The 21,564-nt window shown below is 68.6% G+C and carries 20 protein-coding genes; 11 read left to right on the plus strand and 9 right to left on the minus strand.

Features of this window, described 5'->3' with window-relative positions; all coding sequences use genetic code 11:
- Positions 1-2: 2 nt before the first annotated feature.
- From ACLFRB_RS05785 to ACLFRB_RS05795, 3 genes are all read right to left on the minus strand, one after another.
- Positions 3-326: a chaperone modulator CbpM gene (locus ACLFRB_RS05785; protein ID WP_411068057.1), complete on the minus strand. Its 324-nt coding sequence runs from the start codon at positions 324-326 to the stop codon at positions 3-5.
- Between the two features lie 3 nt (positions 327-329).
- The gene (locus ACLFRB_RS05790; protein WP_411068058.1) at positions 330-1,304 is read right to left on the minus strand and encodes a DnaJ C-terminal domain-containing protein; all 975 of its coding nucleotides are present in this window, start codon (positions 1,302-1,304) and stop codon (positions 330-332) included.
- A 126-nt stretch (positions 1,305-1,430) separates the two neighbouring features.
- The gene (locus ACLFRB_RS05795; RefSeq protein ID WP_411068059.1) at positions 1,431-1,877 is read right to left on the minus strand and encodes an Hsp20/alpha crystallin family protein; all 447 of its coding nucleotides are present in this window, start codon (positions 1,875-1,877) and stop codon (positions 1,431-1,433) included.
- Positions 1,878-2,066: 189 nt separating this feature from the next.
- On the opposite strand from ACLFRB_RS05795, the gene mltF reads away from it, so the two are divergent.
- Complete coding sequence (mltF, locus tag ACLFRB_RS05800) at positions 2,067-3,533, plus strand: membrane-bound lytic murein transglycosylase MltF (protein WP_411068060.1); 1,467 nt, start codon at positions 2,067-2,069, stop codon at positions 3,531-3,533.
- A 47-nt stretch (positions 3,534-3,580) separates the two neighbouring features.
- Here mltF and ACLFRB_RS05805 read toward each other — a convergent pair whose 3' ends face one another.
- Entirely contained in the window at positions 3,581-4,912 is a 1,332-nt protein-coding gene (locus ACLFRB_RS05805; RefSeq protein WP_411068061.1) for a TolC family outer membrane protein, read from the minus strand.
- A gap of 362 nt (positions 4,913-5,274) precedes the next feature.
- Here ACLFRB_RS05805 and ACLFRB_RS05810 point away from each other — a divergent pair, with 362 nt between their 5' ends.
- Positions 5,275-5,889, plus strand: coding sequence for a TetR/AcrR family transcriptional regulator (locus ACLFRB_RS05810; protein ID WP_411068062.1), 615 nt, complete (start codon positions 5,275-5,277; stop codon positions 5,887-5,889).
- Positions 5,890-5,959: 70 nt separating this feature from the next.
- Entirely contained in the window at positions 5,960-6,391 is a 432-nt protein-coding gene (locus ACLFRB_RS05815; RefSeq protein ID WP_411068063.1) for a VanZ family protein, read from the plus strand.
- Here the strand turns inward: ACLFRB_RS05815 and ACLFRB_RS05820 are convergent.
- Entirely contained in the window at positions 6,366-6,872 is a 507-nt protein-coding gene (locus ACLFRB_RS05820; protein WP_411068064.1) for a hypothetical protein, read from the minus strand. The two genes, ACLFRB_RS05815 and ACLFRB_RS05820, sit on opposite strands and share 26 nt — an antisense overlap.
- Positions 6,873-6,988: 116 nt before the next feature.
- Here ACLFRB_RS05820 and lgt point away from each other — a divergent pair, with 116 nt between their 5' ends.
- Positions 6,989-7,789 carry a prolipoprotein diacylglyceryl transferase gene (gene lgt / locus ACLFRB_RS05825; protein WP_411068065.1) on the plus strand — a complete coding sequence of 267 codons (801 nt, stop codon included), beginning with the start codon at positions 6,989-6,991 and terminating at the stop codon, positions 7,787-7,789.
- 34 nt (positions 7,790-7,823) lie between these two features.
- Here lgt and ACLFRB_RS05830 read toward each other — a convergent pair whose 3' ends face one another.
- Positions 7,824-8,684 carry a lysylphosphatidylglycerol synthase transmembrane domain-containing protein gene (locus ACLFRB_RS05830; RefSeq protein WP_411068066.1) on the minus strand — a complete coding sequence of 287 codons (861 nt, stop codon included), beginning with the start codon at positions 8,682-8,684 and terminating at the stop codon, positions 7,824-7,826.
- Positions 8,668-11,157 carry a glycosyltransferase gene (locus ACLFRB_RS05835; RefSeq protein WP_411068067.1) on the minus strand — a complete coding sequence of 830 codons (2,490 nt, stop codon included), beginning with the start codon at positions 11,155-11,157 and terminating at the stop codon, positions 8,668-8,670. Before ACLFRB_RS05835 ends, ACLFRB_RS05830 begins: the two co-directional genes overlap by 17 nt.
- Before the next feature lie 261 nt (positions 11,158-11,418).
- Between ACLFRB_RS05835 and ACLFRB_RS05840 the strand changes: the two genes are divergently transcribed.
- From ACLFRB_RS05840 to mdoH, 6 genes are all read left to right on the plus strand, one after another.
- Positions 11,419-12,792, plus strand: coding sequence for an arylsulfotransferase family protein (locus ACLFRB_RS05840; protein ID WP_411068068.1), 1,374 nt, complete (start codon positions 11,419-11,421; stop codon positions 12,790-12,792).
- Positions 12,789-13,103 (plus strand): hypothetical protein, encoded by a 315-nt coding sequence (locus tag ACLFRB_RS05845; protein ID WP_411068069.1) that lies wholly within the window; start codon positions 12,789-12,791, stop codon positions 13,101-13,103. The genes ACLFRB_RS05840 and ACLFRB_RS05845 overlap by 4 nt, the downstream gene beginning before the upstream one ends.
- Before the next feature lie 58 nt (positions 13,104-13,161).
- Positions 13,162-13,902 (plus strand): hypothetical protein, encoded by a 741-nt coding sequence (locus ACLFRB_RS05850; RefSeq protein WP_411068070.1) that lies wholly within the window; start codon positions 13,162-13,164, stop codon positions 13,900-13,902.
- Between the two features lie 17 nt (positions 13,903-13,919).
- Positions 13,920-15,077 (plus strand): sulfotransferase family protein, encoded by a 1,158-nt coding sequence (locus ACLFRB_RS05855; RefSeq protein ID WP_411068071.1) that lies wholly within the window; start codon positions 13,920-13,922, stop codon positions 15,075-15,077.
- A gap of 266 nt (positions 15,078-15,343) precedes the next feature.
- Positions 15,344-15,712 (plus strand): hypothetical protein, encoded by a 369-nt coding sequence (locus tag ACLFRB_RS05860; RefSeq protein WP_411068072.1) that lies wholly within the window; start codon positions 15,344-15,346, stop codon positions 15,710-15,712.
- A gap of 7 nt (positions 15,713-15,719) precedes the next feature.
- On the plus strand, positions 15,720-17,786 hold the full coding sequence (gene mdoH / locus ACLFRB_RS05865) for a glucans biosynthesis glucosyltransferase MdoH (RefSeq protein ID WP_411068073.1): 2,067 nt from the start codon (positions 15,720-15,722) through the stop codon (positions 17,784-17,786).
- 51 nt (positions 17,787-17,837) lie between these two features.
- Here the strand turns inward: mdoH and ACLFRB_RS05870 are convergent, their stop codons facing one another.
- On the minus strand, positions 17,838-19,418 hold the full coding sequence (locus ACLFRB_RS05870) for a glucan biosynthesis protein (protein WP_411068074.1): 1,581 nt from the start codon (positions 19,416-19,418) through the stop codon (positions 17,838-17,840).
- A 248-nt stretch (positions 19,419-19,666) separates the two neighbouring features.
- A complete protein-coding gene (locus tag ACLFRB_RS05875) occupies positions 19,667-21,064 on the minus strand; it encodes an aspartate ammonia-lyase (RefSeq protein ID WP_411068075.1) in 1,398 nt (465 codons plus the stop codon).
- Positions 21,065-21,272: 208 nt separating this feature from the next.
- Here ACLFRB_RS05875 and ACLFRB_RS05880 point away from each other — a divergent pair, with 208 nt between their 5' ends.
- Positions 21,273-21,563 (plus strand): c-type cytochrome, encoded by a 291-nt coding sequence (locus ACLFRB_RS05880; RefSeq protein WP_411068076.1) that lies wholly within the window; start codon positions 21,273-21,275, stop codon positions 21,561-21,563.
- Position 21,564 lies beyond the last annotated feature (1 nt).

Genomic DNA, 21,564 nt, shown 5'->3' on the forward strand with positions numbered 1-21,564 from the left:
TCTCAGCCCGAGAGCTGCCTTTCCAGGATGTCCGCGCGCTGCCGCAGGTCCGAGAGCTCATCGAGCAGGTCCAGGGCCAGGGCCGCTCCCTGGGGATTCACGCCGAGGTCCCGCTGGAGGCGGAGGGCGGCCTGCAGGCGGAGCACCGAGCGGCCGGTGAAGCACCACCGTCCTTCCTCGCCGCCGGCGGGGTCGAGGATCCCCACCTCCACCATCTCGATGAGGTAGTCGGCCCCCAGGCCGCTGGCGCGGCCCAGCTCCGTGAGGGTGTAGACCACCGTCTCGTCCAGGACGATTCCGGACACCGGCTCCGGATGGTCCGTCATGGGCTATGCCCCGAGGTTCGCGCGCGGGTTGAAAGGCATCTTCCGGGCCATCTCCCGGTACAGGTCCTTCTGCTCCTCCGTCTCGGGCTTGGGGACCTTGATCTGCAGGATTACATATTGGTCCCCGGCGTGGTTGCCTGGCAAGCCCCGTCCCTGAAGCCGCAGCTTCTGGCCGGATTGGGCCCCCGCGGGAACGGTCAGATTCACCGTGCCGCCCAGGGTGGGAACGGCGATCCGGTCGCCCAGGGCTGCCTCCCAGGGGGTGATGGGCAGGTTCAGGTAGACGTCCTTGCCCTCCAGGCGGAAGTGAGGATGGGGCTTGATCCGGATCTCCAGGTAGAGGTCCCCCGGCGGCCCCCCGCCGAGCCCGGGGGCGCCCTGGCCGGAAAGCCGGATTTGCTGGCCGTCGCGGACCCCCGCCGGGATCCGGACATCCAGGGTATGGGGCCGCTGGATCATCCGGCCCTGGGCGTCCATCTCGGGGACGGTGGTCTGGACCTTCCGGTGGCCCCCGTGGAAGGCCTCCTCCAGGGTGATCTCCAGCCGGCCGTGCTGGTCCTCCCCGCGGCCGGTGAAGCCGCCGGCCCCGCCCCAGGTCCCGGCCCGGGAGCGGCCGAAGGGGTCCTGCTGGCGGAAGCCGCCGCCGAACAGGGTTTCGAAGAAGTCGCTGAACCCTTCCGGGCCGAAGCCCGAGAAGCCGCCACCCTGGAAATCGAAGCCGCCCTCCCAGCCCGGGGGCGGCTCGAAGCGCTGCCCCTGCTGCCAGCCCGAGCCGAGCTGGTCGTAGGCGGCGCGCTTCTCGGGGTCGGAGAGGACCTCGTAGGCCTCCTTCACCTCCTTGAACCGCTGCTCGGCATCGGGCTCCTTGCTGACATCGGGGTGGTACTTGTGCGCCAGCTTGCGGTACGCCCGCTTGATCTCGTCGGCGCTGGCCTCCCGGGAGACCCCCAGGATCTGGTAGTAGTCCTTGTATTCCATCCCGTTACCCTTGACCGCACGGTTCCCGGGGAGAAGCCCGGCCTAAAAGGAGCAGGGCCCGTTTCGTGGAGGCCGGCGGGGCCGCCCCGCCGGAGGGCATGATCCGGCCCGTCCGGGCACTCGTGCCTAGGACTCCACCTGGATCTTGCGCGGCTGGACCTCCTTCTGCTTGGGGATGACGATCTCCAGGGTGCCGTTGCGGGTCTTGGCCTTCACGTTCTCCGCGTCGGCCGTGTCCGGCAGGGTGAAGCGCCGGAAGAAGGTGCCCCGGATCCGCTCGATCCGCTTGAACGCGCCGTCCTCCCCGCTCCGGTCGTCCTTTCGCTCGCCCTGGATGGTCAGCACGCCGTTCTCCAGGGAGACGTCGATGTCCTCCGGATCCACCCCGGGCAGGTCGGCGGTGATGGTGTAGCCCGATTGGCTCTCCTGGACGTCCACCGCCGGGCGCCAGTCCGCGGCTACCATGCCGGTCTCGCCGTTCTCCTCTCCGTCCAGGCGGTTCTCGAACAGCCGGTTCATCTCGTTCTGCAGCTGGCTGATGGTCCGCCAGGGGTCATACCGCATCACTGCCATGGCCGCCTCCTTTCCGCTGATGGTACGTGTCCGTTTCCGCGTGGGGACATCACTCCCGGAAATGGGGGTGTTTCGCCGGTTTTCAAGACCCTAAGGGGGGTTCGGGGAATCCGCTACAATGGGATACGCTGAAACCCTGTCCTTGTTACTGGGGCTTGGCTTGGGGGGCCGGCCCGGGGAGGTTGGTTGATGGGCCGCACCCTGTGGCGAGCTTTGCAGTGGCTGGGGGACACCGCCCTCCCGCCGCTGCTCCTTCCTGGAGCGGCCGTGGTCCTCGCGGGCTGCGACCTGGTGGGAGGCGAGGAGCGGGGCGCCTCCACGCTGGAGCGGATCCGGGAGTCGGGCGAGCTGCGGGTGCTGACCCGCAACTCGCCCACCACCTACTACTACGGCCGAGACGGGGAAACGGGGCTGGAGTACGACCTCGCCCGCCGGTTCGCTGAGGAGCTGGGGGTGGACCTCCGCATCCGGGTGGTGGAGGACATAAGCTCGGTGTTCGAGGCCATGGAGGCGGGCGAGGGCCACCTGGGGGCCGCCGGCATTACCCGCACCCCCGAGCGCCGGGAGCGCTTCGATTTCGGGCCCGCCTACCAGCAGGTGCGCCAGCAGGTGGTCTGCAAGCGAGGGGGGGAGGTCCCCAAGGATTGGGAGGACCTCCCGGACGTGGACCTCCTGGTCCTGGCGGGGACCAGCTACGTGGAGCGGCTGCGGCAGATCCGGCAGGTGATCCACGACCTGGACTGGCGGACCACCGACGAGCTCTCCGTGGAGCAGGTGCTGCTCAAGATCCGCAAGGGCGAGGCGGACTGCACGGTGGCCGACTCCAACATTGTGGCCCTCAACCAGCGCTATTACCCCGAGCTCGTGGTGCCCTTCGCCATCAGCGAGGAGCAGGAGCTCGCCTGGGCCCTTCCCCGCGGCTCGGAGGAACTGCGCCAGCGCCTGGAGGAGTGGTTCGCCGAGCTGGAGGAGGAGGGCGTGGTTAGCGCCCTTCGTGAGCGGTACTACGGCCACGTCCGGCTTTTCGACTATGTGGACATCGCCATCTTCCAGAGACGCGTTACCGACCGCCTGCCGCAGTTCCTGGACCTCTTCCGCGAGGCCTCCAAGAGCTATCCCTTCAGCTGGCGGCTCCTGGCTGCCCAGGCCTACCAGGAGTCCCACTGGCGCCCAGACGCCCGCAGCCCCACCGGGGTGCGGGGCATGATGATGCTGACCCGCCGCACCGCCGTCGCCCTGGGCATCGGCAACCGGCTGGACCTGGAGGACAGCATCCGGGGCGGCGCTGAGTACCTGAACAAGATGTACCAGCGGCTACCCGACAGCATCGAGGAGCCGGACCGTACCTGGATCGCCCTGGCCGCCTACAACGTGGGTATGGGGCACATCCGCGACGCCCGGCGGCTGGCGGAACGCTTCGACCGCGATCCGGACAGCTGGAGTACCCTGAAGGAGATGCTGCCGCTGCTGTCCCAAGAGAAATATTACCGGGATCTCCCCTACGGGTATGCGCGCGGGCTGGAGCCCGTGCATTACGTACAGCGGATCCGCCAGTATCACGCCATCCTGGCCAAGCAGTTCGATGGGGAAGACAGGATGGCGCGCACGGAAGGGGAAAACGCCGCGGAAGGGGAGGAGCCGACGGCGGACCGTTGAGGCCAGCCAGAAGGGACCGCCCCCGTTGGGGGCGTAGGGTCCCCGGGCTAGTCCAGCTGGCGGTTGGCCTCCTCCAGGTCGGCCATGGTCAGAGTCCCGGCCGCGGACTTCAGCCGCAGCCGGGAGAGCAGGTACTGGTTGCGCGCTTGGGCGAGGTCCCGCAGGGCATCGAAGTACTCCTGCTGGGCGTCCAGGACGTCGATGCTGGTGCGTCTGCCCACCTCGAAGCCGGTCTGCACCGCCTCCAGCTGGGTCTCGGCGGAGCGCACCTGGGCCCGCAGGCTGCGTACCTCCTGCATGGTGGACTCCAGGTCGTAGAAGGCCTGGGTGGTCTGCTCGCGGACCTGTTCCTGCTGGTCGTCAAGCTGCAGGCGGGTCTGGGAGGCCTCTTCCTGGCGGATATTGGCGGTTGCCGAGACCCGGCCTCCCTGGAAGATGGGCCAGTTCACCTGCAGGCTGGCGCTGGTGGCCTCGTCGGAGGTAAAAAAGCTGCCGCCTTCGACCTTGCTGTACTGGGCCTGGGCGCTGATTTCCGGCCACCGCTCCCGCTTGGCAAGCTCCACGTTGCTCCGATCGATGTCGAGCTGCTCGCGTAGCCGGGCCAGCTCGGGGTGCTCCTCGAGGGCCCGGTCCACCCAGTCCTCGGGGTCGGGAAGCTCGGGGTCCGCCAGGGTTACCTCCTCTACCTTGTCCAGGGTGGGGGGCTGCTGGCGGATGAGCCGGCGAAGGCGCTCCTTGGCGGTCTGCAGGTTGTTGCGGGCACGGATCAGGCCGGTCCGGGACTGGTCCCGGCGGGCCTCCGCTTCCCGCACCCCGGTAATATCTCCGGTGCCCACGTCGAACTGCGCCTGGGCCCGATCAAGGTGCTCCCGGACGCGGCGCATCTCCCGCTCGGCGAGATCTTTCTCCTCCTGGGCGTCGAGCACGCCGAAGTAGGCCTCGGCCACCTGGACCATGAGCTCCTGGCGGGCGGCCGACACCTGCACCTCCGCCTGTCGTTGGGCCTGCTCGGCGATGTCTACCGCGAGCCAGGTGCGCCCGCCCATGAATAGGGGCTGGGTGAGCGTGAAGCTGTACTGGTCCTGGGTGAAGGTGGTGGTGTCGGAGTCCGCCTGAATCCCCGAAACCACTTGAGTCTCCTCGGTCCAGCTTCGGCTTGCCTGGCCGGTGAGGGAGGGGAAGAACCCGGCCTCGGCCTCATCCTCTTGATAGTCGGCGATCCGTCGTTGCCCCTGGGTCTCCTCCAGGGTGGGGCTGACCTCCTCCGCTGTCCGGTAGAGCTCAAGCAGGTCGGCCCCCTGCGCGGCGGGAACGGCGAGACCACCGGCCAGACCGATTAGCAGGCCCAGCGTCCAAGGCTTGCCGGTTTCCTTGCCCATAGAAGGTATCCTCTTGGCCTGTCCGGTGAAGGCGGGTGTTTCACCCGGAGTGACTGGAATCGGAGAAGCGCCCCCGGCTCACGCGGGACGCGGTGTCCCGGCGCGGTAGTTTGCTGACCGATCGGTCAGGGAGTCAAGGCCTACGAATACAGAGGGGCCCGAAGGGATCTTCTCGGATCGGGACACGGCCTGTCTGTTTCATCATAACAGGCGATTATCCCAAGGGGTTTTCCGGGGGGATCTCCGGATCCCAGGCTACGGGAGGCGGAGCGCCTTTTGCCTTGACATCCCCCGGATGTGGGGGGACGGTTTGTCGGGACTGACCGGCTGGTCAGAGGGAAGCGAGCCACCTGGGAAGGACCATGACGGAAGATCGGGAGTGCACGGACGGGGGGCGGAGGATCGCCGAGGTGGCGGCCCGGCTGTTCGCGCGGAACGGGTTTCAGGGCGTCTCCATGGCGGCGTTGGCCCGGGAGGCCGGGGTCAGCAAAGCCGCCATCTTCCATCATTTCCCCAGCAAGGAAGCCCTTTACTATTACGTAATCCGCGAAGCCTGCCGGGAGACCACGGAGTTCCTGCAGGGGGTGCATGGTGAGGACGGGCCGGCCGACCTGGCCCTGCGGGAGTTCGCGCGCTACCACATGGGTCACCTGTTCGAGCACGCCCAGGTGGGCCAGCTCGTCCTGCGAGAGCTCCTGGAAGGGGAGTCGGGGCGGATCCGGACCCTGGCCGAGGGGGTGTACGGGGAGAACTTCCAGCGGCTGGTAGGCCTGATCCGCAGCGGCCAGGAGGCCGGGCTCTTCGCTTCCGATCACGATCCGGCCCTGGTGGCCGTGGTGCTGGTGGGTGCCCAGGTGTTCTTCTTCCAGGCCCGGGAGATGATCGCCCACACGCCGGGCGTCGGGTTCGCGGAAGATCCAGACGGGTTCGCCGAGGGAATGATCCGGCTCCTCCTGGAGGGGCTGCGCCCGCGCTGAGTGGGGCCGTGTTACCCTTCGTCCCGCAGAACCGAAAGGGCCGAGCTTCGGAGGAAAGGAAGGTTCCCGCATGAACGAGGAGACCCGTCCCGCCGCAGGGGCCGCTCGGTGGGTATCCGCCTGGCTGGTCTGGGCGGTGGTGATCGCCCTGAGCAGCCATCTTCCCGGAGAGACCTTGCCCGCCCAGCCCTTCGAGGGCGCCGACAAGGTACTCCACATCGGGGCCTATCTGGTGCTGGGCGTCCTGGGCGTGGGGGCCGTGGCCCGCCTGCGGCCCCACTGGCCCCGCCCCGTTATCGGCAGCGTGGCGCTTCTGGTGGGTGCCCTGTTCGGGGCCCTGGACGAGTACCACCAGTCTTTCGTGGCGGGTCGGGACCGGAGCATGGAGGACTGGGTGGCGGACGTGATGGGGCTGGCGGTGGCGGTGATCGTGGCCCGTGCCGCCCGTGGCGGGCTCGCGCGGACCTGGTTCGGGGTCAGCTCACCCCCACGCGCAGATTGATCCGCCCCTCCTGGGTGGAGGCATCGGCGATGCGCAGGCGGTCCCGCAGGCTCCGGGGCACTTTGCGGCCCCACTGGTGCCGCTCGATCAGGCTGCCCAGGTCCACAAGGACCCGCTCCTCGTGGACCTGCACGCCATCCACCTCCTCCAGGGCCCCCAGGAGGGCGTTGCGAGCGAAGAAGGGGTCGGCCTTTTCCAGGACCAGGGCCAGGCTCTGGCCGGGCTCCTCGGCGGCGGGCGGTTCCAGGCGGAAGACGGCGCGGAACTCCACCCACACGCCCACCTTTTTCATGCCCGACAGCTCCACATGGTTGTCCGGAACGGGCTTCAGCTGCAGGTCCCGGACCGAAGGGTCGTCCATGCGGCGCAAGAGGTTGTCGAGCACGGACTGGGGGATGGGGACCTGGAAGCCTTCCCGGGCTGCCTTGACGGCCCACTTGGAGGCCATGAGCAGGCCCTTTTGAAGGAAGCGCCGTTGCACGTTTCCTGCCTCGCTGGATGCGCGGGATCGGTACCATAGGAGATCGCGGGCCTGGGCCCGCGCCGGACCCATTCTGCCAAACCCGGCGGGAGCCGCCTAGCTGAAGGAGTGTGCCGTTGCTCGAATTTCCCCGCATCGATCCGGTGGCCATCGAGATCGGCCCCTTTGCCGTGCACTGGTACGGGCTCATGTACGCGGCGGCCTTCCTCCTGAGCTGGTGGCTGCTGCGGGTTCGCCGACACCGCCTGGGGCTGACGCCGGAGGACATTGGCGACCTGGCCTTCGCCTGCATCCTGGGCGTGGTACTGGGGGGCCGCCTGGGCTACGTGCTGTTCTATAACCCGGGGTATTACCTCGGCCATCCCCTGGAGGTCTTCTACGTCTGGGACGGAGGGATGTCCTTCCACGGCGGCCTCCTGGGCGTAGTGGCGGCGGTGGTATGGTTCGCTCGCCGCCACGGCCAGCCCATCCTTGCCGTGGGGGACTTCCTCACCCCCGTGGTTCCCATCGGTTTGGGCCTGGGCCGCATCGGCAACTTCATCAACGGCGAGCTGTGGGGGCGCCCCGCCGATCCCGATCTCCCCTGGGCCATGGTCTTCCCCCACGTGGACCGGGTACCTCGCCACCCCTCCCAGCTCTACGAGGCCCTGCTGGAGGGGCTGATGCTGTTCCTGGTGATCTGGTTCTATGCGCGGGCGCCCCGCCGCCACGGCCGGGTCTTCGGACTGTTTTTGCTGCTGTACGGGGGGATTCGCTTCGGCGTGGAGTATTTCCGTGCCCCGGACCCCCACCTGGGGGCCGTGGCCCTTGGACTCTCCATGGGCCAATGGCTGTCGCTGCCCATGGTATTGGTAGGGACCTGGCTGGTGGCCGCACCGCCCGGGCGGCATGAGGAGCCGGCTCCGGGGCGGGATTAGCCCCCTGGGCTTTCCTGGCCCGGCCGGGGCTCTCCTAGGGCCCCCGATGGGGGGCGGGGGCCGCCCGGTGCTCCACGCGCAGGAACCGTCCCACCAGGGGCCATCCCGCGAGTGCCGAACCCCCCGTGATGGCGAAGAAGAGCAGGCCCAGGGCGACGCCGCCGCCCGGCGGATGCCCGGCCCAGGCCAGGCCGTAGAGGAACACCAGCTCCCGGGCGCCCAGGCCGCCGATGGTCACGGGGAGCAGGGCGGCGATGGCCGACAGATAGAACAACAACAGATAGAGCGTCCCCTCCAGCCCCAGGGCCTGCATCAGCGCCCAGGCGCTGGCGCCCTGAAAGGCCTGCACGCCCAGGGAGATCCCCAGGGCCGGCAGCGCCGTCCCCCGGAAGCGGGGGAATAGGCCGTTGGCCAGCGCCGGATACAGCAGCAGGCCGCCCGCCCCGGCCGCGGCCCACCCCCAGGACCCGCTCCACAGGGTCGCCAAACCCAGCGCCAGGGCCCCCAGGGCCGCCAGTCCCGCGGCCCGGTCCAGCACCAGGGCGCGAACCAGGGTCCCCAGCCGGACCCCGAAGCGCCGTTTCAGCCAGTAGGCCTTCAGCCCGTCCCCGCCGATCCCACCGGGCAGGTAGAGGTTGCAGAACATCCCGGCGTAATAGAGCCGCAGCTGCTCTTCCATGGAGGGAAGGGCCCGGAGGGGGCGCAGCAGGACCTGCAGCCGCACCGCGCTAAGGGCCTGGGAGCCGTTGAACAGGAGCAGGGCGGCGCCCAGCCAGAGGGGGTTTGCGCGGGCCAGCTCCCTGCCCAGGGCCTCGAGGTCGAGGGCGCTGACCAGAAGAGCGAATGCCCCGGCCAGGAAGAGGAGGCGCCCGAGGAGCCTAGCCGCTGCCCACAAACTCTTCCTTGACCCGGTAGGGGCGCTTGTTCTGCGATTCATAGTAGGTCCGCATCATCAGCTCCGCGAGGAAGCCGGTGGTGATCAGCTGGAAGCCCACCACGGTGAGCAGGAGGCCGAGGAAGAGCAGGGGCCGGGTGCCGATGGTCTCCCCCAGCGCCTTCAGCAGGACGAGGTAGAAGTCCACTAGCAGGCCCGCCGCCAGGACCACCAGGCCGGAGCTGCCGAATAGGTGCATGGGCCGGGAGGCGTACTTCTGCAGGAACACCATGAGGGTCAGGTCCGAAAGTACCCGCATGGCCCGCCCCAAGCCGTACTTGGACCGGCCGCTAACCCGCGGGTGGTGACGCACGTCCATCTCCGTGATCCGGGCGCCCTGCAGGTTGGCCAGGACCGGGATGAAGCGGTGCAGCTCGCCGTAGAGGCCCAGATTCTTCGCCGTCTCCGCCCGGAACACCTTCAGGGTGCAGCCATAGTCCGACAGCTGGATCCCGGTCAGGCGACCGATCAGGAGGTTGCCCGCCCGGCTGGGCAGCTTCCGCGACAGCCAGTCGTCCTGCCGCCCCTTGCGCATTCCCGCCACCACGTCCCAGCCCTCCCGCTCCATGCGCGCCACCATGCGCGGGATATCGCCCGGATCGTTCTGCAGGTCGCCGTCCAGGGTGGCGATGTAGTCCCCCCGGGCGGCGTCGATGCCGGCGGCCATGGCGGTGGTCTGCCCGTAGTTCCGGGACAGCACCAGGACCCGGGTGCGGGCATCGGCCAGATCCTTGATGGCCCCGGCGGTGCCGTCTCGGGAGCCGTCGTCCACGAAGATAATCTCGTGGTCGAGCCCCGCCAGGGCCTCCCGGAGACTCTCCAGCAGGGGCCGGATGTTGCCCTTCTCATCCATGACCGGGATAACGACGGAGAGCTTCATGGGGCTTCCTTGCACCAACGTACGTGGAGGCGGGGAACCATCCCCAGACATATCACGGCCGTGGGCTCCTGCCAGCCCGGCGGGCCCGGGCGCTGCCGGGAGCGGGGCGGGCGACCGGGCGCGGGCCGGGCGGCCCCGCCTTTCGAGTGGTGGGGCCAGGGCCGCCAGGCAGACCAGGGCCCCGGCGAGCGCTGCCAGGCCCCCCGCCCAGCGGTGGAAGGCGGGGTTCACCGCCTCCGGGGCGGGGGAGAGGGCCAGCGGGGCCGCCACCGCCAGCACGGCGCCGCCTAGGATCAGTAGGCCCCCCCGGGCGAGCCAGGGCCCCGGGCGCAGGCCGCGGGCCCGCAGGGCCCGGGCGATCCCGAGGGCGCCGAGCCCCCACAGCCACCAGCCCAGAATCCGCGCCGGGGACAGCCCGATGACGTAGCGCGCCCCCTCGGCGAAAGGGGCGAAGACCAGGCGAGCGGGACTTGGTGGGCCCAGGGAACCGGCCACCACAGGAGTGATCCGTTCGGGGTCGGGGGAGCGCAGGGCCTCCAGGACCTGGCGCTCTGGGGGCTTTCCGGTGTCCCCCGGCCCGGGACGGATCAGGGTCCAGGTGCGCCAGGTGCCGCTCCAGCCGTGCCAGTCGCTGCTGGCCACCAGGGCGAGTCCACGACGTTCGGCCTCCTCGAGAATGGTTTGCTGCGTATCCTCCGGGACGTCCGGGTGACCCAGGTTGGCGACCTCGAACCCCCCTACGCCAGCCTCCGCAAGGGCGTGCACCCCTTCGGGGCTGAGCTTCCAGCCCAGGCCCAGGGCCGCGCCTCCGTGACGCTCGCGCACCGTCGTGATGAAGGCGGTTACATCCTCGGGGGAACGAAGTCGGCCGGGAAGGGGAAGGTCCGGTTCCACCCCCAGCCCCAGCACATAACCCCGGGATGCATTCAGCTCGACGCCGGGAAGGACGCTCGGCAAATCCGGATCGCGGTCGTGGCCTGCCGCCAGGAAGGCGCCATCGGGTTTTTTGTGCTCCGTCACCGCCACCACGTCCACGCCCCGCGCGGCCAGGACCTCGAGGGCGGCACGGGGCGTCGGGAGGCCGTCGTGGGAGGCATGGGTGTGCGTGTGCAGGTCGGCCACCACCGTCCCGGGGTCGGCCGTCTCCAGGCGAAAGTGGGGGAAGGGGAGCAGCAGGTACAGCCCGACGTAGGCGAGGAAGACCGCCCCCGCCATCCCGCCGCCCACAACTGCGGCGGGGAGGGAGGGGTAACCGCGCCGGGCCGCGTATCTCCACCCCAGCAGGACGCCGCCCAGCAGGACCCATGCCAGGGTGGCGATTACCGCCTTCCGGGGGTCCGGGGCCCCCGCCAGGGCGTGGCCCACCGCGGCCACGGGCTCCACCAGGGCACCGGTCCCGGGGTATTCCAGGCTGATCCCGGCCAAGGGCTTCCCGGTGCGGGCGTCGAAGGGGCCATGAGGATCCACGGGAAGCAAGGCAACAAGGGTCAGGACCACCGCACACCCCAGACCCAGGACCTCCGCGCGAGCCCACCCCTCCACACGTTCCCGCAAATTCGCATTCTCCCGCCTGGCCCCTGCGTTCCACCTTGGCGGGGTAGGCGCGGATCGGGAACCCGGAACAGCTCCTAAGGGAATCCTTTACACGGCCCCGCGGGGCTCCGGGTCCGTCCGGCACCGGAGGTGTCCCGTCCTTCCGGGCAAAGGCTCGGTAATGTCCCTGATTGTTGGCGCATCGGGCAGCCAGCAAGGTGAAAGACGTGAAGGGGGGACAGACGGGCAGCAAAGACCGGCGGCAAGGAAGGCGGCAAGGTATTGGATACAAACAGGGTCTTCTTCGGACTTTTCCTGTCTTCCCTGGTCTTCATCGCCTTCGTGGGGGGCTCCCTGGCCACAGTGGCGGAGGTCTTCCCGGCCGAATACATCCGCAATGCCTACAGGGCGGCCCATGCCCTCGCTCTAAAGTCCACCAGCCAAGACAGCCCCTACTGGTCGGACCTGTGGATGCCCGCGAGAACATCCAAGCAGGGCTTGGTGGCCCATGACCCCGACCGGGCCCGAGAGGGCCTGACTTTGTTCACCTCCGGTCATGCCCCGAGGGCCTACCTGCTGGATATGGAAGGCGAGGTGGTCCACTCCTGGGAACGCCCCTTCAGTGAGGTCTGGGATGACACCTCCACTGTGGCCGATCCCGTTCCGGACAGCCATACCTATTTCCGGAAGGCCCGGGTCTTCCCGGACGGCGATCTGCTGGCCATCTACATCGGCGTGGGCGACACGCCGTGGGGGTATGGGATGGTGCGGCTGGACCAGAGCTCCCGGGTGATCTGGAAGAACCTCGACCGTTTTCACCATGACTTCGCGGTGGCCCAGGACGGCCGGATCTTCGGGCTTACCCACGCCTTCCGCCGGGAAAAGCTGGAGGAGGTCGACCATATCAAGCCCCCCTTCCTGGAAGACTCGCTGGCGGTGCTGTCGCCCGAGGGGGAGACCACCAAGAAAATCTCCCTGTTGGAGGCCTTCAACGCCTCCGAGAAATACCGCCGTCTGCTCTGGCGGATTCCCTACTACAGCCTCGAGGATCCCCTGCACACCAACAGCGTGGACTACCTCGACGAGGAAGCCGCGGAGCGTTTCTCCCGCAAGGTCCCCGAGGCCGCCGAGGGGCAGGTGCTTCTTTCCTTTCGGGAGCTGGCCGGCGGTGCCCTGGCCCTGCTCGATCCGGAGACGGAGAAGGTGGTCTGGGCCCTGCGTGGCCCCTGGCTGTCCCAGCACGACCCCGACATCCTGCCAAACGGCAACCTCCTGCTCTTCGACAACCGGGGGCACTTCGGGTCGGGAAACCACTCGCGGGTCGCGGAGGTGGATCCCTCTACGGGGGGCGTGGTGTGGGCCTACGCCGGAGACGAGGAGCGGCCCCTGGAGAGTCGCATCCGCGGGGCCCAGCAGCCCTTGGACAACGGCAACATTCTGATCACCGAGTCCAACGCGGGCCGCTTGCTCGAGGTTGCCCCGGACGGGGAAGTGGTGTGGGAGTACGTCAATCCCCGCCGGGGCGTTGACGAGGACGGCAAGAGCTTCATTCCCGTGGTCAGCTGGGGCCAGCGCATCACCCCGGAGTACCTGTCATCGGGCTTCCGGGACCAATTCGTGGAAAAACGGCTAGTAAAGGGACAGGGCCTGCAATGATCGGAAAAGCCGCGTACCTGCCGCTCGTGCTCATGACCGCCGGATTCAGCGAGGCGGCCTACGCCTATGTGGGGCCCGGTGCCGGGCTGAGCCTCCTCGGGGCCCTGTGGGGGTTGCTTCTGGCGTTGGGGGCCGCCTTGCTGTTCCTCGTCATGTGGCCCCTGCGCAGGATGCGGAGGCGGCGGAAGGAGCAGGCCCGGGCCGGGGAGGGGGCCTCTCCGGCCCAAGGAGAGGCAGGGCCAAGCGGAAGCGAGCAGCAAACCGGTACCGAGGAGCCCGAGTCCGTCCGGGCGCGCCAAGTGGACGAGTAGCCGTGGGGGGTAGCTTTCCGCAGGGCCCGTTCCCGGCACGCGGGTGACGGGAACGGGCATGGGAATCCTGGAGGCCCCCGCCCCCTTGTTCGCATGGCTGGATGCCCAGATGGAGGGCCTGCTGCCGCCCTGGGGGAGGCTTGTGGCCTGGGGGGCGATCGCCGCCCTGGTCTCCATGGGGCTGTATCGGTTCCTGTCGGCCCAAGGGCGGATCGCCCGGGGCAAACGGGATCTGGCCCGGGCGCGGCAGGAGCTGGATGCCTATGACGGCGAGCTCGAGGGTGCCTGGCCCCTGATCCGGGGCTTGCTCCGGGCGGCCTTCCGTCAAGTGGGCCGGGTGGGCGGTCCGGCGGTGGCGGCCTCGCTGCCGCTTCTGTCCCTGTTGATCTGGCTAAGTACCGCCTATGGCTACGCCTACCCGCCGCCGGGGACCGAGCCGGTGATCCGCTCGCAGCCGGCGGAGCTGGAGGCCCGCTGGCGTGCGGCCCGAAGCCGGGGAACGGGGGACCAGGCGGTCCCCCACGTCGTCGTTGCGGACGGCGATGGTCGGGTGCTGGCGGAGGTGGCCCTGCGGGAGCCGGTTCCCGTCCTCCACAAATGGCGGTGGTGGAATGCCCTGGTGGGCAATCCGGCTGGCTATCTGCCCGCGAATGGCGGGGTGGAGCGGCTCCGCCTGGAGCTGCCCCGCCAGGAGGTGCTTCCTCTGGGACCCTCCTGGGCCCGGGGCTGGGAGCTCAGCTTCTTCCTGGCCCTGGTCGTCGCCTCGGTGGCGCTCAAGGTGCTGTTCCGCATCGAATAATAAGGAAGGGCCAGGGCTTGGGAAGCGAAACGGCCGTCCAATCCGGCTTCGAGGTGGACCCCTGGCTGCACGTCCTGGGGCGGTGGGCCAGCGGGCATCCCCGGTTCTGGAGCCGGCTGGGGAACTTGGAGACCCGGCTGCTGCGGGAGTCGTTGGCGGACGTGGAGGTTGAGCGTCCGGTCTATATCGCCGGGCTGGCGCGTTCCGGGAGCACCCTCCTCCTGGAATTGCTGAGCGCCTTCCCCGGTGTGGCCACCCACCGCTACCGGGACTTCCCCTTCCTGCACATCCCCTTTCTGTGGAACCGTTTCCTCGACCGCGCTCCGCGCCGGGACTTCCGGCCCCGCGAGCGAAGCCACCGGGACGGCATCACCATTACCCCCGAAAGCCCAGAGGCCTTCGAGGAGATGCTGTGGATGGCCTTCTTCCCGGGGCTCCACGATCCCGCCAGCAGCGACATTCTCGACGGCTCCACGAGCCGACCGGAGTTCGAGGCCTTCTACCGCGACCACATCCGCAAGCTGCTCCTCGCCCGGTCCGGAGACCGCTACGTGTCCAAGGCCAACTACAACGTTACCCGCCTGGAGTACCTGCTGCGGGTGTTCGGGGACGCGCGCTTCCTGATCCCGGTTCGGGATCCCGTGTGGCACGTGGCCTCCCTGATGAAGCAGCAGCGACTGTTCCGCGCGGGCCAGCGGGAGCATCCCCGGGCGGTCGGGCACCTGCGGCAGGTGGGCCACTTCGAGTTCGGCCTGGACCGGCGCCCCATAAATGCGGGGAACGGGGAGGCGGTGGCGGAGATAGAGGCCCTCTGGAAGGAGGGCCGGGAGGTGGAAGGCTGGGCCCGCTACTGGGCGGAGATCCACACCTACCTGGCCGATCGTTTGGCCGGCAGCCCCGCCCTTCGGGAGGCATCCCTCGTGGTGCGCTACGAGGAGCTGTGCGCCGCACCGGAGGCCGTGCTGAGCCGGATCCTGGACCACTGCGGTTTGCCTGCCCCTGATGCGCTCCTGACCAACGTGGCCGATCGGGTGCGGTTCCCCACCTACTACCAGCCCGGTTTCAGCGCCGGGGAGCTGGAGGTTATTCACACCCTTACCTCGGCTCCGGCTGCCCGCCTGGGGCTGGAAAAGCCTCCGCAAAGCGCCGTTCCCCTGCCGGGGGATACAGGTTGATCGCAAGCCCCTAATGGGTCTCACCCATTTATGGCCCATCCGGTGTGCCGCCATCTTTGAAAGGGGTGGAAGGTTCTGGTGCCGGGCCAATCGGGAAAGCTCGGTTGGTTGGGTGCGGATTTTCGCCGGTTGGCAGGCTTCGACCGGTCTGGACCCATTCAACGGAGGCGGTGGTGCCAAGGGATCAGGTAGAGCGAAGGATTCGCGAATACTTGCACGCGTGCGGGGTGGAAAATCCTGTACGCCAAAGGAAAATCTGCCAACGAGTGCGTGCGGCCCTGGAGGCCCGCGCCGGCGACTCGATGCAAGGGGAGGGGGCGCCTCCCTTCCGCGTAATCCAACCACTGATCGACCAGACCCTGGCCGTGGAGGCCGGGCTGCCGAGCTTGGCGGAAGAGCGGGGCTCCCCTGGCTTCCAGCCCCGCCTGCTCCGGGGCAGGCGCTGCCCCCGGCCGGTATTGAGCAGCTCCCTTACCTGGGATGGGCCCACGCCCGTTCCCGTGCGGATGCACCCCCAGGATCTGAGCGCCCTCCCTGCCATGCGCCGGGTAAAAGTCCACATCCCGCGGTCGGCGGTCCCCTGGTCCTGGGTCACCATAGGGAGCCTCGCCTTCGTCATCGTCGCCTTTTGGTAAACGTTCCATGCTAAGTGGCACCCCCTGCCATCGCCATCTGCGTCGCTGGATCCTCCTGCTGCTCATCCTCGCCACCACCGCGGCCGGTACCTGGGTCTTGTACGCGGTGCTCCAGGTGCAGGGGCTGCACCCCTTCGAGAAGGGGCTTCTGGCCCTTTTCCCGATCCTCTTCGCCTGGATCGCCACGGCCTTCTGGACGGCCATGGCGGGGGTGTGGGTGCTCCTGCGGGGCCGGGATCCCTGTTGGCTGTCCAAATCCGGTGCGCCTTCCGGGGAGCCCGGTCGGGAGACTCGCATCGCCCTGGCCATGCCCATCTTCGAGGAGGATCCGCAGCAGGTCCTCGCCGGCCTGCGGGCCACCTACGAATCCCTCCAGCGGACCGGCCAGGCCCATCGCTTCGATCTGTACATCCTCAGCGATTCCCGGGACCCGGAAACCTGGATCGCGGAGGAGCTGGCCTGGAACGCCCTGTGCGAGGCCGTGGACGGCTTCGGCAGCATCTTCTACCACCGCCGACGGCACAATTGGGGCCGCAAGAGCGGCAACATCGCCGAGTTCTGCCAGACGTGGGGCATGAACTACGACCACATGGTGGTGCTCGACGCGGACAGTGTCATGGATGGGGCGACCCTGGTGGAAATGGCCGCCCTGATGGATGCCAACCCTCGAACCGCCTTGATCCAAGTCCCGCCCGCCCCAGTCAACCAGGAGACGCTCTTCGCCCGCATCCAGCAGTTCGCGGGGGCGGCCTATGGTCCCCTGTTCGCCAACGGGCTGAGCTTCTGGCAGCTGGGGGAGGGCAACTACTGGGGCCACAACGCCATCATCCGCGTGGCCCCGTTTGTACGGCACTGCGGGCTGCCCGAGCTCCCCGGCAAGCCGCCCCTGGGCGGCGAGATCCTGAGCCACGATTTCGTGGAGGCGGCCCTCCTGCGGCGGGCTGGCTGGCAGGTGTGGATGGCGCCGTGGCTGGGGGGAAGCTACGAGGAGGCTCCCCCGAATCTGGTGGAGCACCTCAAGCGGGACCGGCGCTGGTGCCAGGGCAACCTGCAGCACACCCGGCTTCTTCTGGCCCGGGGGTTGCGCCTGCCCAGCCGGATCCATCTGGGGATGGGAATCCTCACCTACCTCAGCTCGCCCCTGTGGCTGGCCTTCCTGGTCCTTGCCGGCGTAGAGGCCCTGCGGCGCAAGCACACCGATCCGGTCTACTTCCTGGAGGGAAGCCCCTTCCCGGTCTGGCCGCCCTCTTTCTTCCTGGAGGCGGCCACCCTGCTGGTGATCACCCTGGGGTTCCTGTACCTGCCCAAGCTGGCCGGTTACCTGCTGTTGCTCCGAGACCCGGGCCTGCGGGCCCGCTTCGGGGGCAGCGGGCCCGCCGGGATGAGCGTGCTGCTTGAGAGCCTGTTCTCGGCCCTTCTGGCGCCCATCCTGATGCTGTTCCAGACCCGGTTCGTGATGGCCAACCTGCTGGGGCGGGCCGTGGGGTGGACCCCGCAGAGGCGGGAGGCGGCCGGGGCCGAGCTGTGGCCGCTGCTGGCTTCGGTGGGCTGGCAGACCCCAATCGCGGCGGCGGTGGGCCTATGGGCCTACCTCAATCTGCCCACCTTCTTCCTCTGGCTGTTGCCGGTCCTGGCGGGACCGTTGCTGGTGGTCCCCATCACGCTGATCTCGGGGATGGCCTCCTGGGGCCGGGCCGCCCGGCGCCGGGGCCTGTTCCTCATACCCGCGGAGAGCGATCCGCCGGCCGTGCTGCGCAGGCTCAAGGAGCTCACCCGCAGCCCCACGCCGGTCCCCGGGGCGCCTCCCGCGGGGCGGGGCTACGTCCGCCAGGCCATCACGGACCCCTTCGTCAACGCCCTGCACGTCTCCCTGACCGGATCCGCCCACAAGCTCCTCAGCGAGCAGTATTACCTGGATTCCATGCTCACGCGGGTGCAGGAGCGGGGGCTGGAAGATCTGGGGGAGGCGGAGCTGCGGGTCCTGCTCAACGACGCGGACAGCGTGCAGCGCCTGCATGCCCTGGCCTGGGAGGAGCCGGAAGCCGGGGAGCCCAGCCTAGTCGCCCAGGGGTGAAGCGGGAGCGGGGGATACCCACGGGAACGGCGGGCAAGCCGGGGTGGCTGCCTAGGTCTGGCCCGGGCTCCACTGGTAGAGCCAGGTCTCGGAGAGGGCATCTTCTCCCAGGCGCAGGAAGCAGCGCAGATCGATGGGCTCGTCGCCCTCCCATTCCAGATCAAATTTCACCCGCCAAGCGCCCGTCTCCTCCATCCACCAAACGGCTGGATTCAGCACCTTGCCCCGCGTGGCGGAAACCACCGGCTCCACCGGCGCGTCCTCCGCCAAAAGGGGAAGGTCGCCGCCCCGGAAGTCGATGACAAATTTGTGCACCTTGCCGTCGGGGCGATCGCCGGGGGTGCCGCCCTGGCCGAGGCGGGTGGCATTTACATGGGCTACGCCCATGCGGGGCACGGGGGCCTCCGGCCCCCAGAGCAAGCGGTAGGAGAACTCCAGCTCCTTGCCGGGCTTGACGGGCTCCTTGGGGGTCCAGAAGGAGACGATGTTGTCGTGGATCTCCTCCTTGATGGGGATCTCCACCAGGTGCACGTGCCCTTCGCCCCAGTCGTTCAGGGGCTCCACCCACAGGTTGGGTCGGCGATCGTAGTAGACTCCGGCGTCCTGATAGTGGCGGAACTCCCGGTCCCGCTGGAGGAGGCCGAAGCCGCGGGGACTGGTGTCCGTGAAGCTGTTGAGGGCCAGCTCCTGGGGATTTACCAGGGGGCGCCAGACCCATTCCCAATTCCCCCGCCACATGGCCAGGCCGTCGGAATCGTGGACCTCGGGGCGGAAGTCGGGGGTGTCGGGGGCGTCGTTCTCGCCGTAAAGGTACATGCTGGTGGCCGGGGCCACCCCCAGGCGCTCGATGGCCTCCCTCGGATAGAGGGTGGACGCCACGTTCATGATGGTCGTGGACCCGGGTCGAATCTCGAAGCGGTAGGCCCCGGTGATGCTCTCGCTGTCGAGGAGGGCGTAGACGTTCATGTGGTTCTGTGCGGGCTCCGGCCGCTCCAGCCAGAAGGCCCGGAAGAAGGGGAACTCCTCCCCCTCCGACAGCCCCGTGTCGATGGCCAGGCCCCGTGCGGACAGGCCGTACTGGAGGTTCTCGCCGACGGCCCGGAAATAGCTCGCCCCCAGGAAGGAGACCATGTCAGGGGCGAAGTTCAGGAAATAGTGGAGCCGGAAGCCAGCCAGGCCGATATCCCCAAGGTCCGGATCCGGGCCGAGGGAGGTGTCCTCGTAGTTGAACATCTCCGGGGAGAAGAGGACGGGACGGACCTTGCCTTCCGCAACCTCGTAGATCTCCACGGGATGGCTGTAGTAATGCCCCATATGGAAGAACTGGGTACGGAAGGCCCGGTCCGAGTCGTACCATAGGGCCTGCTCGGGGCGAAAGCGGATGGAGGTATAGCCCTCGTAGCCCAGATCGGAGATGACCTCGGGGAGATTGGCCTGGCGGGGCTGAAAGGGCCGGTTGGAAAGTTCGTGGGCCCGTTTTTTCACCTGGTCGAAGTCGAACGGGGTGCCGGGCCCGGGGGTCTCAGGCTCCGGTGAGGAGGGTTCCTGACCGCTGACCCGGCGGCTGGAGGCCCCCATAAGACCCAGGGAGGAGAGAAGAAAGCCGCAGACAAAGAATTGACGTCGGTCCATGCCGGTTCGCCTATGTGGATCGTCGCCTGCTCCCGCGGGAGGGCGGCGCTCATCCAAAAGTATCGGAGCTGAGAATCCACATTAGGCCGGCTGGAAAACTTGGGAAAGGGGGTTATCTCTTTCCAATCAAGTGGATTAGGCGCCAAAAATGTAAAAAAAAGCAACGCTACCACCGAAAACAGGGAACGGGGCGCGAGGAGAAATGGCTTTTATCCGGTTTTGGAGGAAGAGGGGGTGGGCGGAACCTGTTACAGGTCCACTTCCCCGCTCCGAGCTGCCCGCTCCACCATGGCCACGAATTCCTCCCGCGACAGCAGTCCGTGCTGGGCTACCAGATCCGCCACCGGGGTGCCGGTGCGCTCCGACTCCTTGGCGATCTCGGCGGCCTTCTCGTAGCCGATGGCGCGGTTCAGCAGGGTGGCCAGGCCCACGCTGACCAGGGCGTACTCCCGGGCGCGCCCGCGGTCGGCCTCCATGCCGCGGATGCCCCGGTCGGTGGCCGCCGTTACCGCCGCGGCCAGCCACTCCATGGCGTCGAACAGCGCCGAGCCCATGGCCGGCATCATGACGTTCAGCTCCATCTGCCCGGCCCGGCTCATGGCCTGGATGGCCGCGTCCTGGCCCACCACCTGGTAGAGGGTCTGGTTGAGCATCTCGAACATGACCGGGTTCACCTTGCCCGGCATGATGGAGGAGCCCGGCTGGACGGCCGGCAGGCGGAGCTCGGCGAGCCCGGTGCGGGGGCCGCTGGACAGCAGGCGGATGTCGTTGCTGATGCGGGTAAGCTCGCCGGCGAGGGCGGCGATGCGGGCCGAGAAGTGGGCCAGGTCGGCCATGGACTGCATGGCCGCGGCCATGTCCGGGTGGGGGGTGATGGTCCGGCCGGTGAGCCGGGCCAGCTCCTCGGCGGCCCGCTCCCGATAGCCGCGGGGAGCGTTCAGGCCCGTCCCGGCGGCGGTGCCGCCCAGACCGATGCGCTCCAGGGCGGATCCGGCCTCCTCCAGGCGGCGGCTCTCCTCGCGCAGGGTCCAGGCGTAGGCCCCGAGCTCGCGGCCCAGCGTGGTGGGCACGGCGTCCTGGAGGTGGGTGCGGCCGCTCTTGAGCGTGTCCCGCTCCCGCTCCGCCAGCTCCTCCAGGGCCCCCGCCATGGCGTCAACCGCCCCCCGGAGCCGGGGGAGCTTGGCCAGGGCCGCCAGCCGGATGGCCGTGGGGATGGTGTCGTTGGTGCTTTGGGACTGGTTGACGTGGTCGTTGGGGTGGACCGGGTTGTAGCGGCCCACCTCGCCCCCCAGCTCCCGGTTGGCCAGGTTGGCCAGCACCTCGTTGGCGTTCATGTTGTGGCTGGTCCCGGCGCCCGCCTGGAACCGGTCCACGACGAAATGGTCCCGGAATTCGCCGCCGAGCACGCGGTCGCAGGCCGCCAGGATGGCCTCGGCGAGCCGCTTCTCCAAGGCGCCGCAGTCCCGGTTCGCCACCGCGGCGGCGCGCTTGACGCGCACCGTGGCCTCGACGAAGTCCCCGTCCGGACCGCGCCCGGAGATGGGAAAGTTGGCCAGGGCCCGTGCGGTCTGGGCCCCGTAAAGGGCGTCGGCGGGGACCTCGAAGGTCCCCAGGCTGTCGTGCTCGGTCCGGGTGGTTGCGCTCAAGCCGCTGCTCCCTTTGCGCCGGAGGTCGGGTTGGTGGAGCTCGGAAATCGAGGGTTCGGGTATTGTAGGCCCGACCGGGGGCGGCGCAAAGACGGGGAGGGGTAAGGTTGTCCGTGGCGGGAGACTGCCCTAGAATGGCCATTCTAATCAGTGTCGGATTCCTTTACAGCCGGGTCCCGGGCCCGGATCGCCCCATCGGAGGAATACCATGCGGAAAGCGATCGCGGTGCTCGGCGTCTCCATGCTCAGCGCTCCTGCCCAAGCCGACCTGAATGGCGACCCGCAGCAGGGCGAGGCGCTCTACCAGGAGCATTGCGCCGGGGCATGCCACACGGACAGTGTCCACAAGCGCGAGGACGTGCGCGCCACCAATCAGGCGGAGGTGGTTTCCTGGATCCAGCGCCAGTGCACTCAGGCCATGGCCCAGGACCTTTCCGTCCAGGATATCGAGGATCTCGCCACCTACCTGAATGACAAGTACTACCACTATGACGAATAAG

It is taken from the genome of Thiohalorhabdus sp. (assembly GCF_046545655.1).
Taxonomy (GTDB): Bacteria; Pseudomonadota; Gammaproteobacteria; order Thiohalorhabdales; family Thiohalorhabdaceae; genus Thiohalorhabdus.

Bases quoted from the DNA above. Each gene is read 5' to 3' on its own strand.
- ACLFRB_RS05785 (WP_411068057.1), bottom strand. From the start codon at position 326: ATGACGGACCATCCGGAGCCGGTGTCCGGAATCGTCCTGGACGAGACG.
- ACLFRB_RS05790 (WP_411068058.1), bottom strand. From the start codon at position 1,304: ATGGAATACAAGGACTACTACCAGATCCTGGGGGTCTCCCGGGAGGCC.
- ACLFRB_RS05795 (WP_411068059.1), bottom strand. From the start codon at position 1,877: ATGGCAGTGATGCGGTATGACCCCTGGCGGACCATCAGCCAGCTGCAG.
- mltF (WP_411068060.1), top strand. From the start codon at position 2,067: ATGGGCCGCACCCTGTGGCGAGCTTTGCAGTGGCTGGGGGACACCGCC.
- ACLFRB_RS05805 (WP_411068061.1), bottom strand. From the start codon at position 4,912: ATGGGCAAGGAAACCGGCAAGCCTTGGACGCTGGGCCTGCTAATCGGT.
- ACLFRB_RS05810 (WP_411068062.1), top strand. From the start codon at position 5,275: ATGACGGAAGATCGGGAGTGCACGGACGGGGGGCGGAGGATCGCCGAG.
- ACLFRB_RS05815 (WP_411068063.1), top strand. From the start codon at position 5,960: ATGAACGAGGAGACCCGTCCCGCCGCAGGGGCCGCTCGGTGGGTATCC.
- ACLFRB_RS05845 (WP_411068069.1), top strand. From the start codon at position 12,789: ATGATCGGAAAAGCCGCGTACCTGCCGCTCGTGCTCATGACCGCCGGA.
- ACLFRB_RS05850 (WP_411068070.1), top strand. From the start codon at position 13,162: ATGGGAATCCTGGAGGCCCCCGCCCCCTTGTTCGCATGGCTGGATGCC.
- mdoH (WP_411068073.1), top strand. From the start codon at position 15,720: ATGCTAAGTGGCACCCCCTGCCATCGCCATCTGCGTCGCTGGATCCTC.
- ACLFRB_RS05870 (WP_411068074.1), bottom strand. From the start codon at position 19,418: ATGGACCGACGTCAATTCTTTGTCTGCGGCTTTCTTCTCTCCTCCCTG.
- ACLFRB_RS05880 (WP_411068076.1), top strand. From the start codon at position 21,273: ATGCGGAAAGCGATCGCGGTGCTCGGCGTCTCCATGCTCAGCGCTCCT.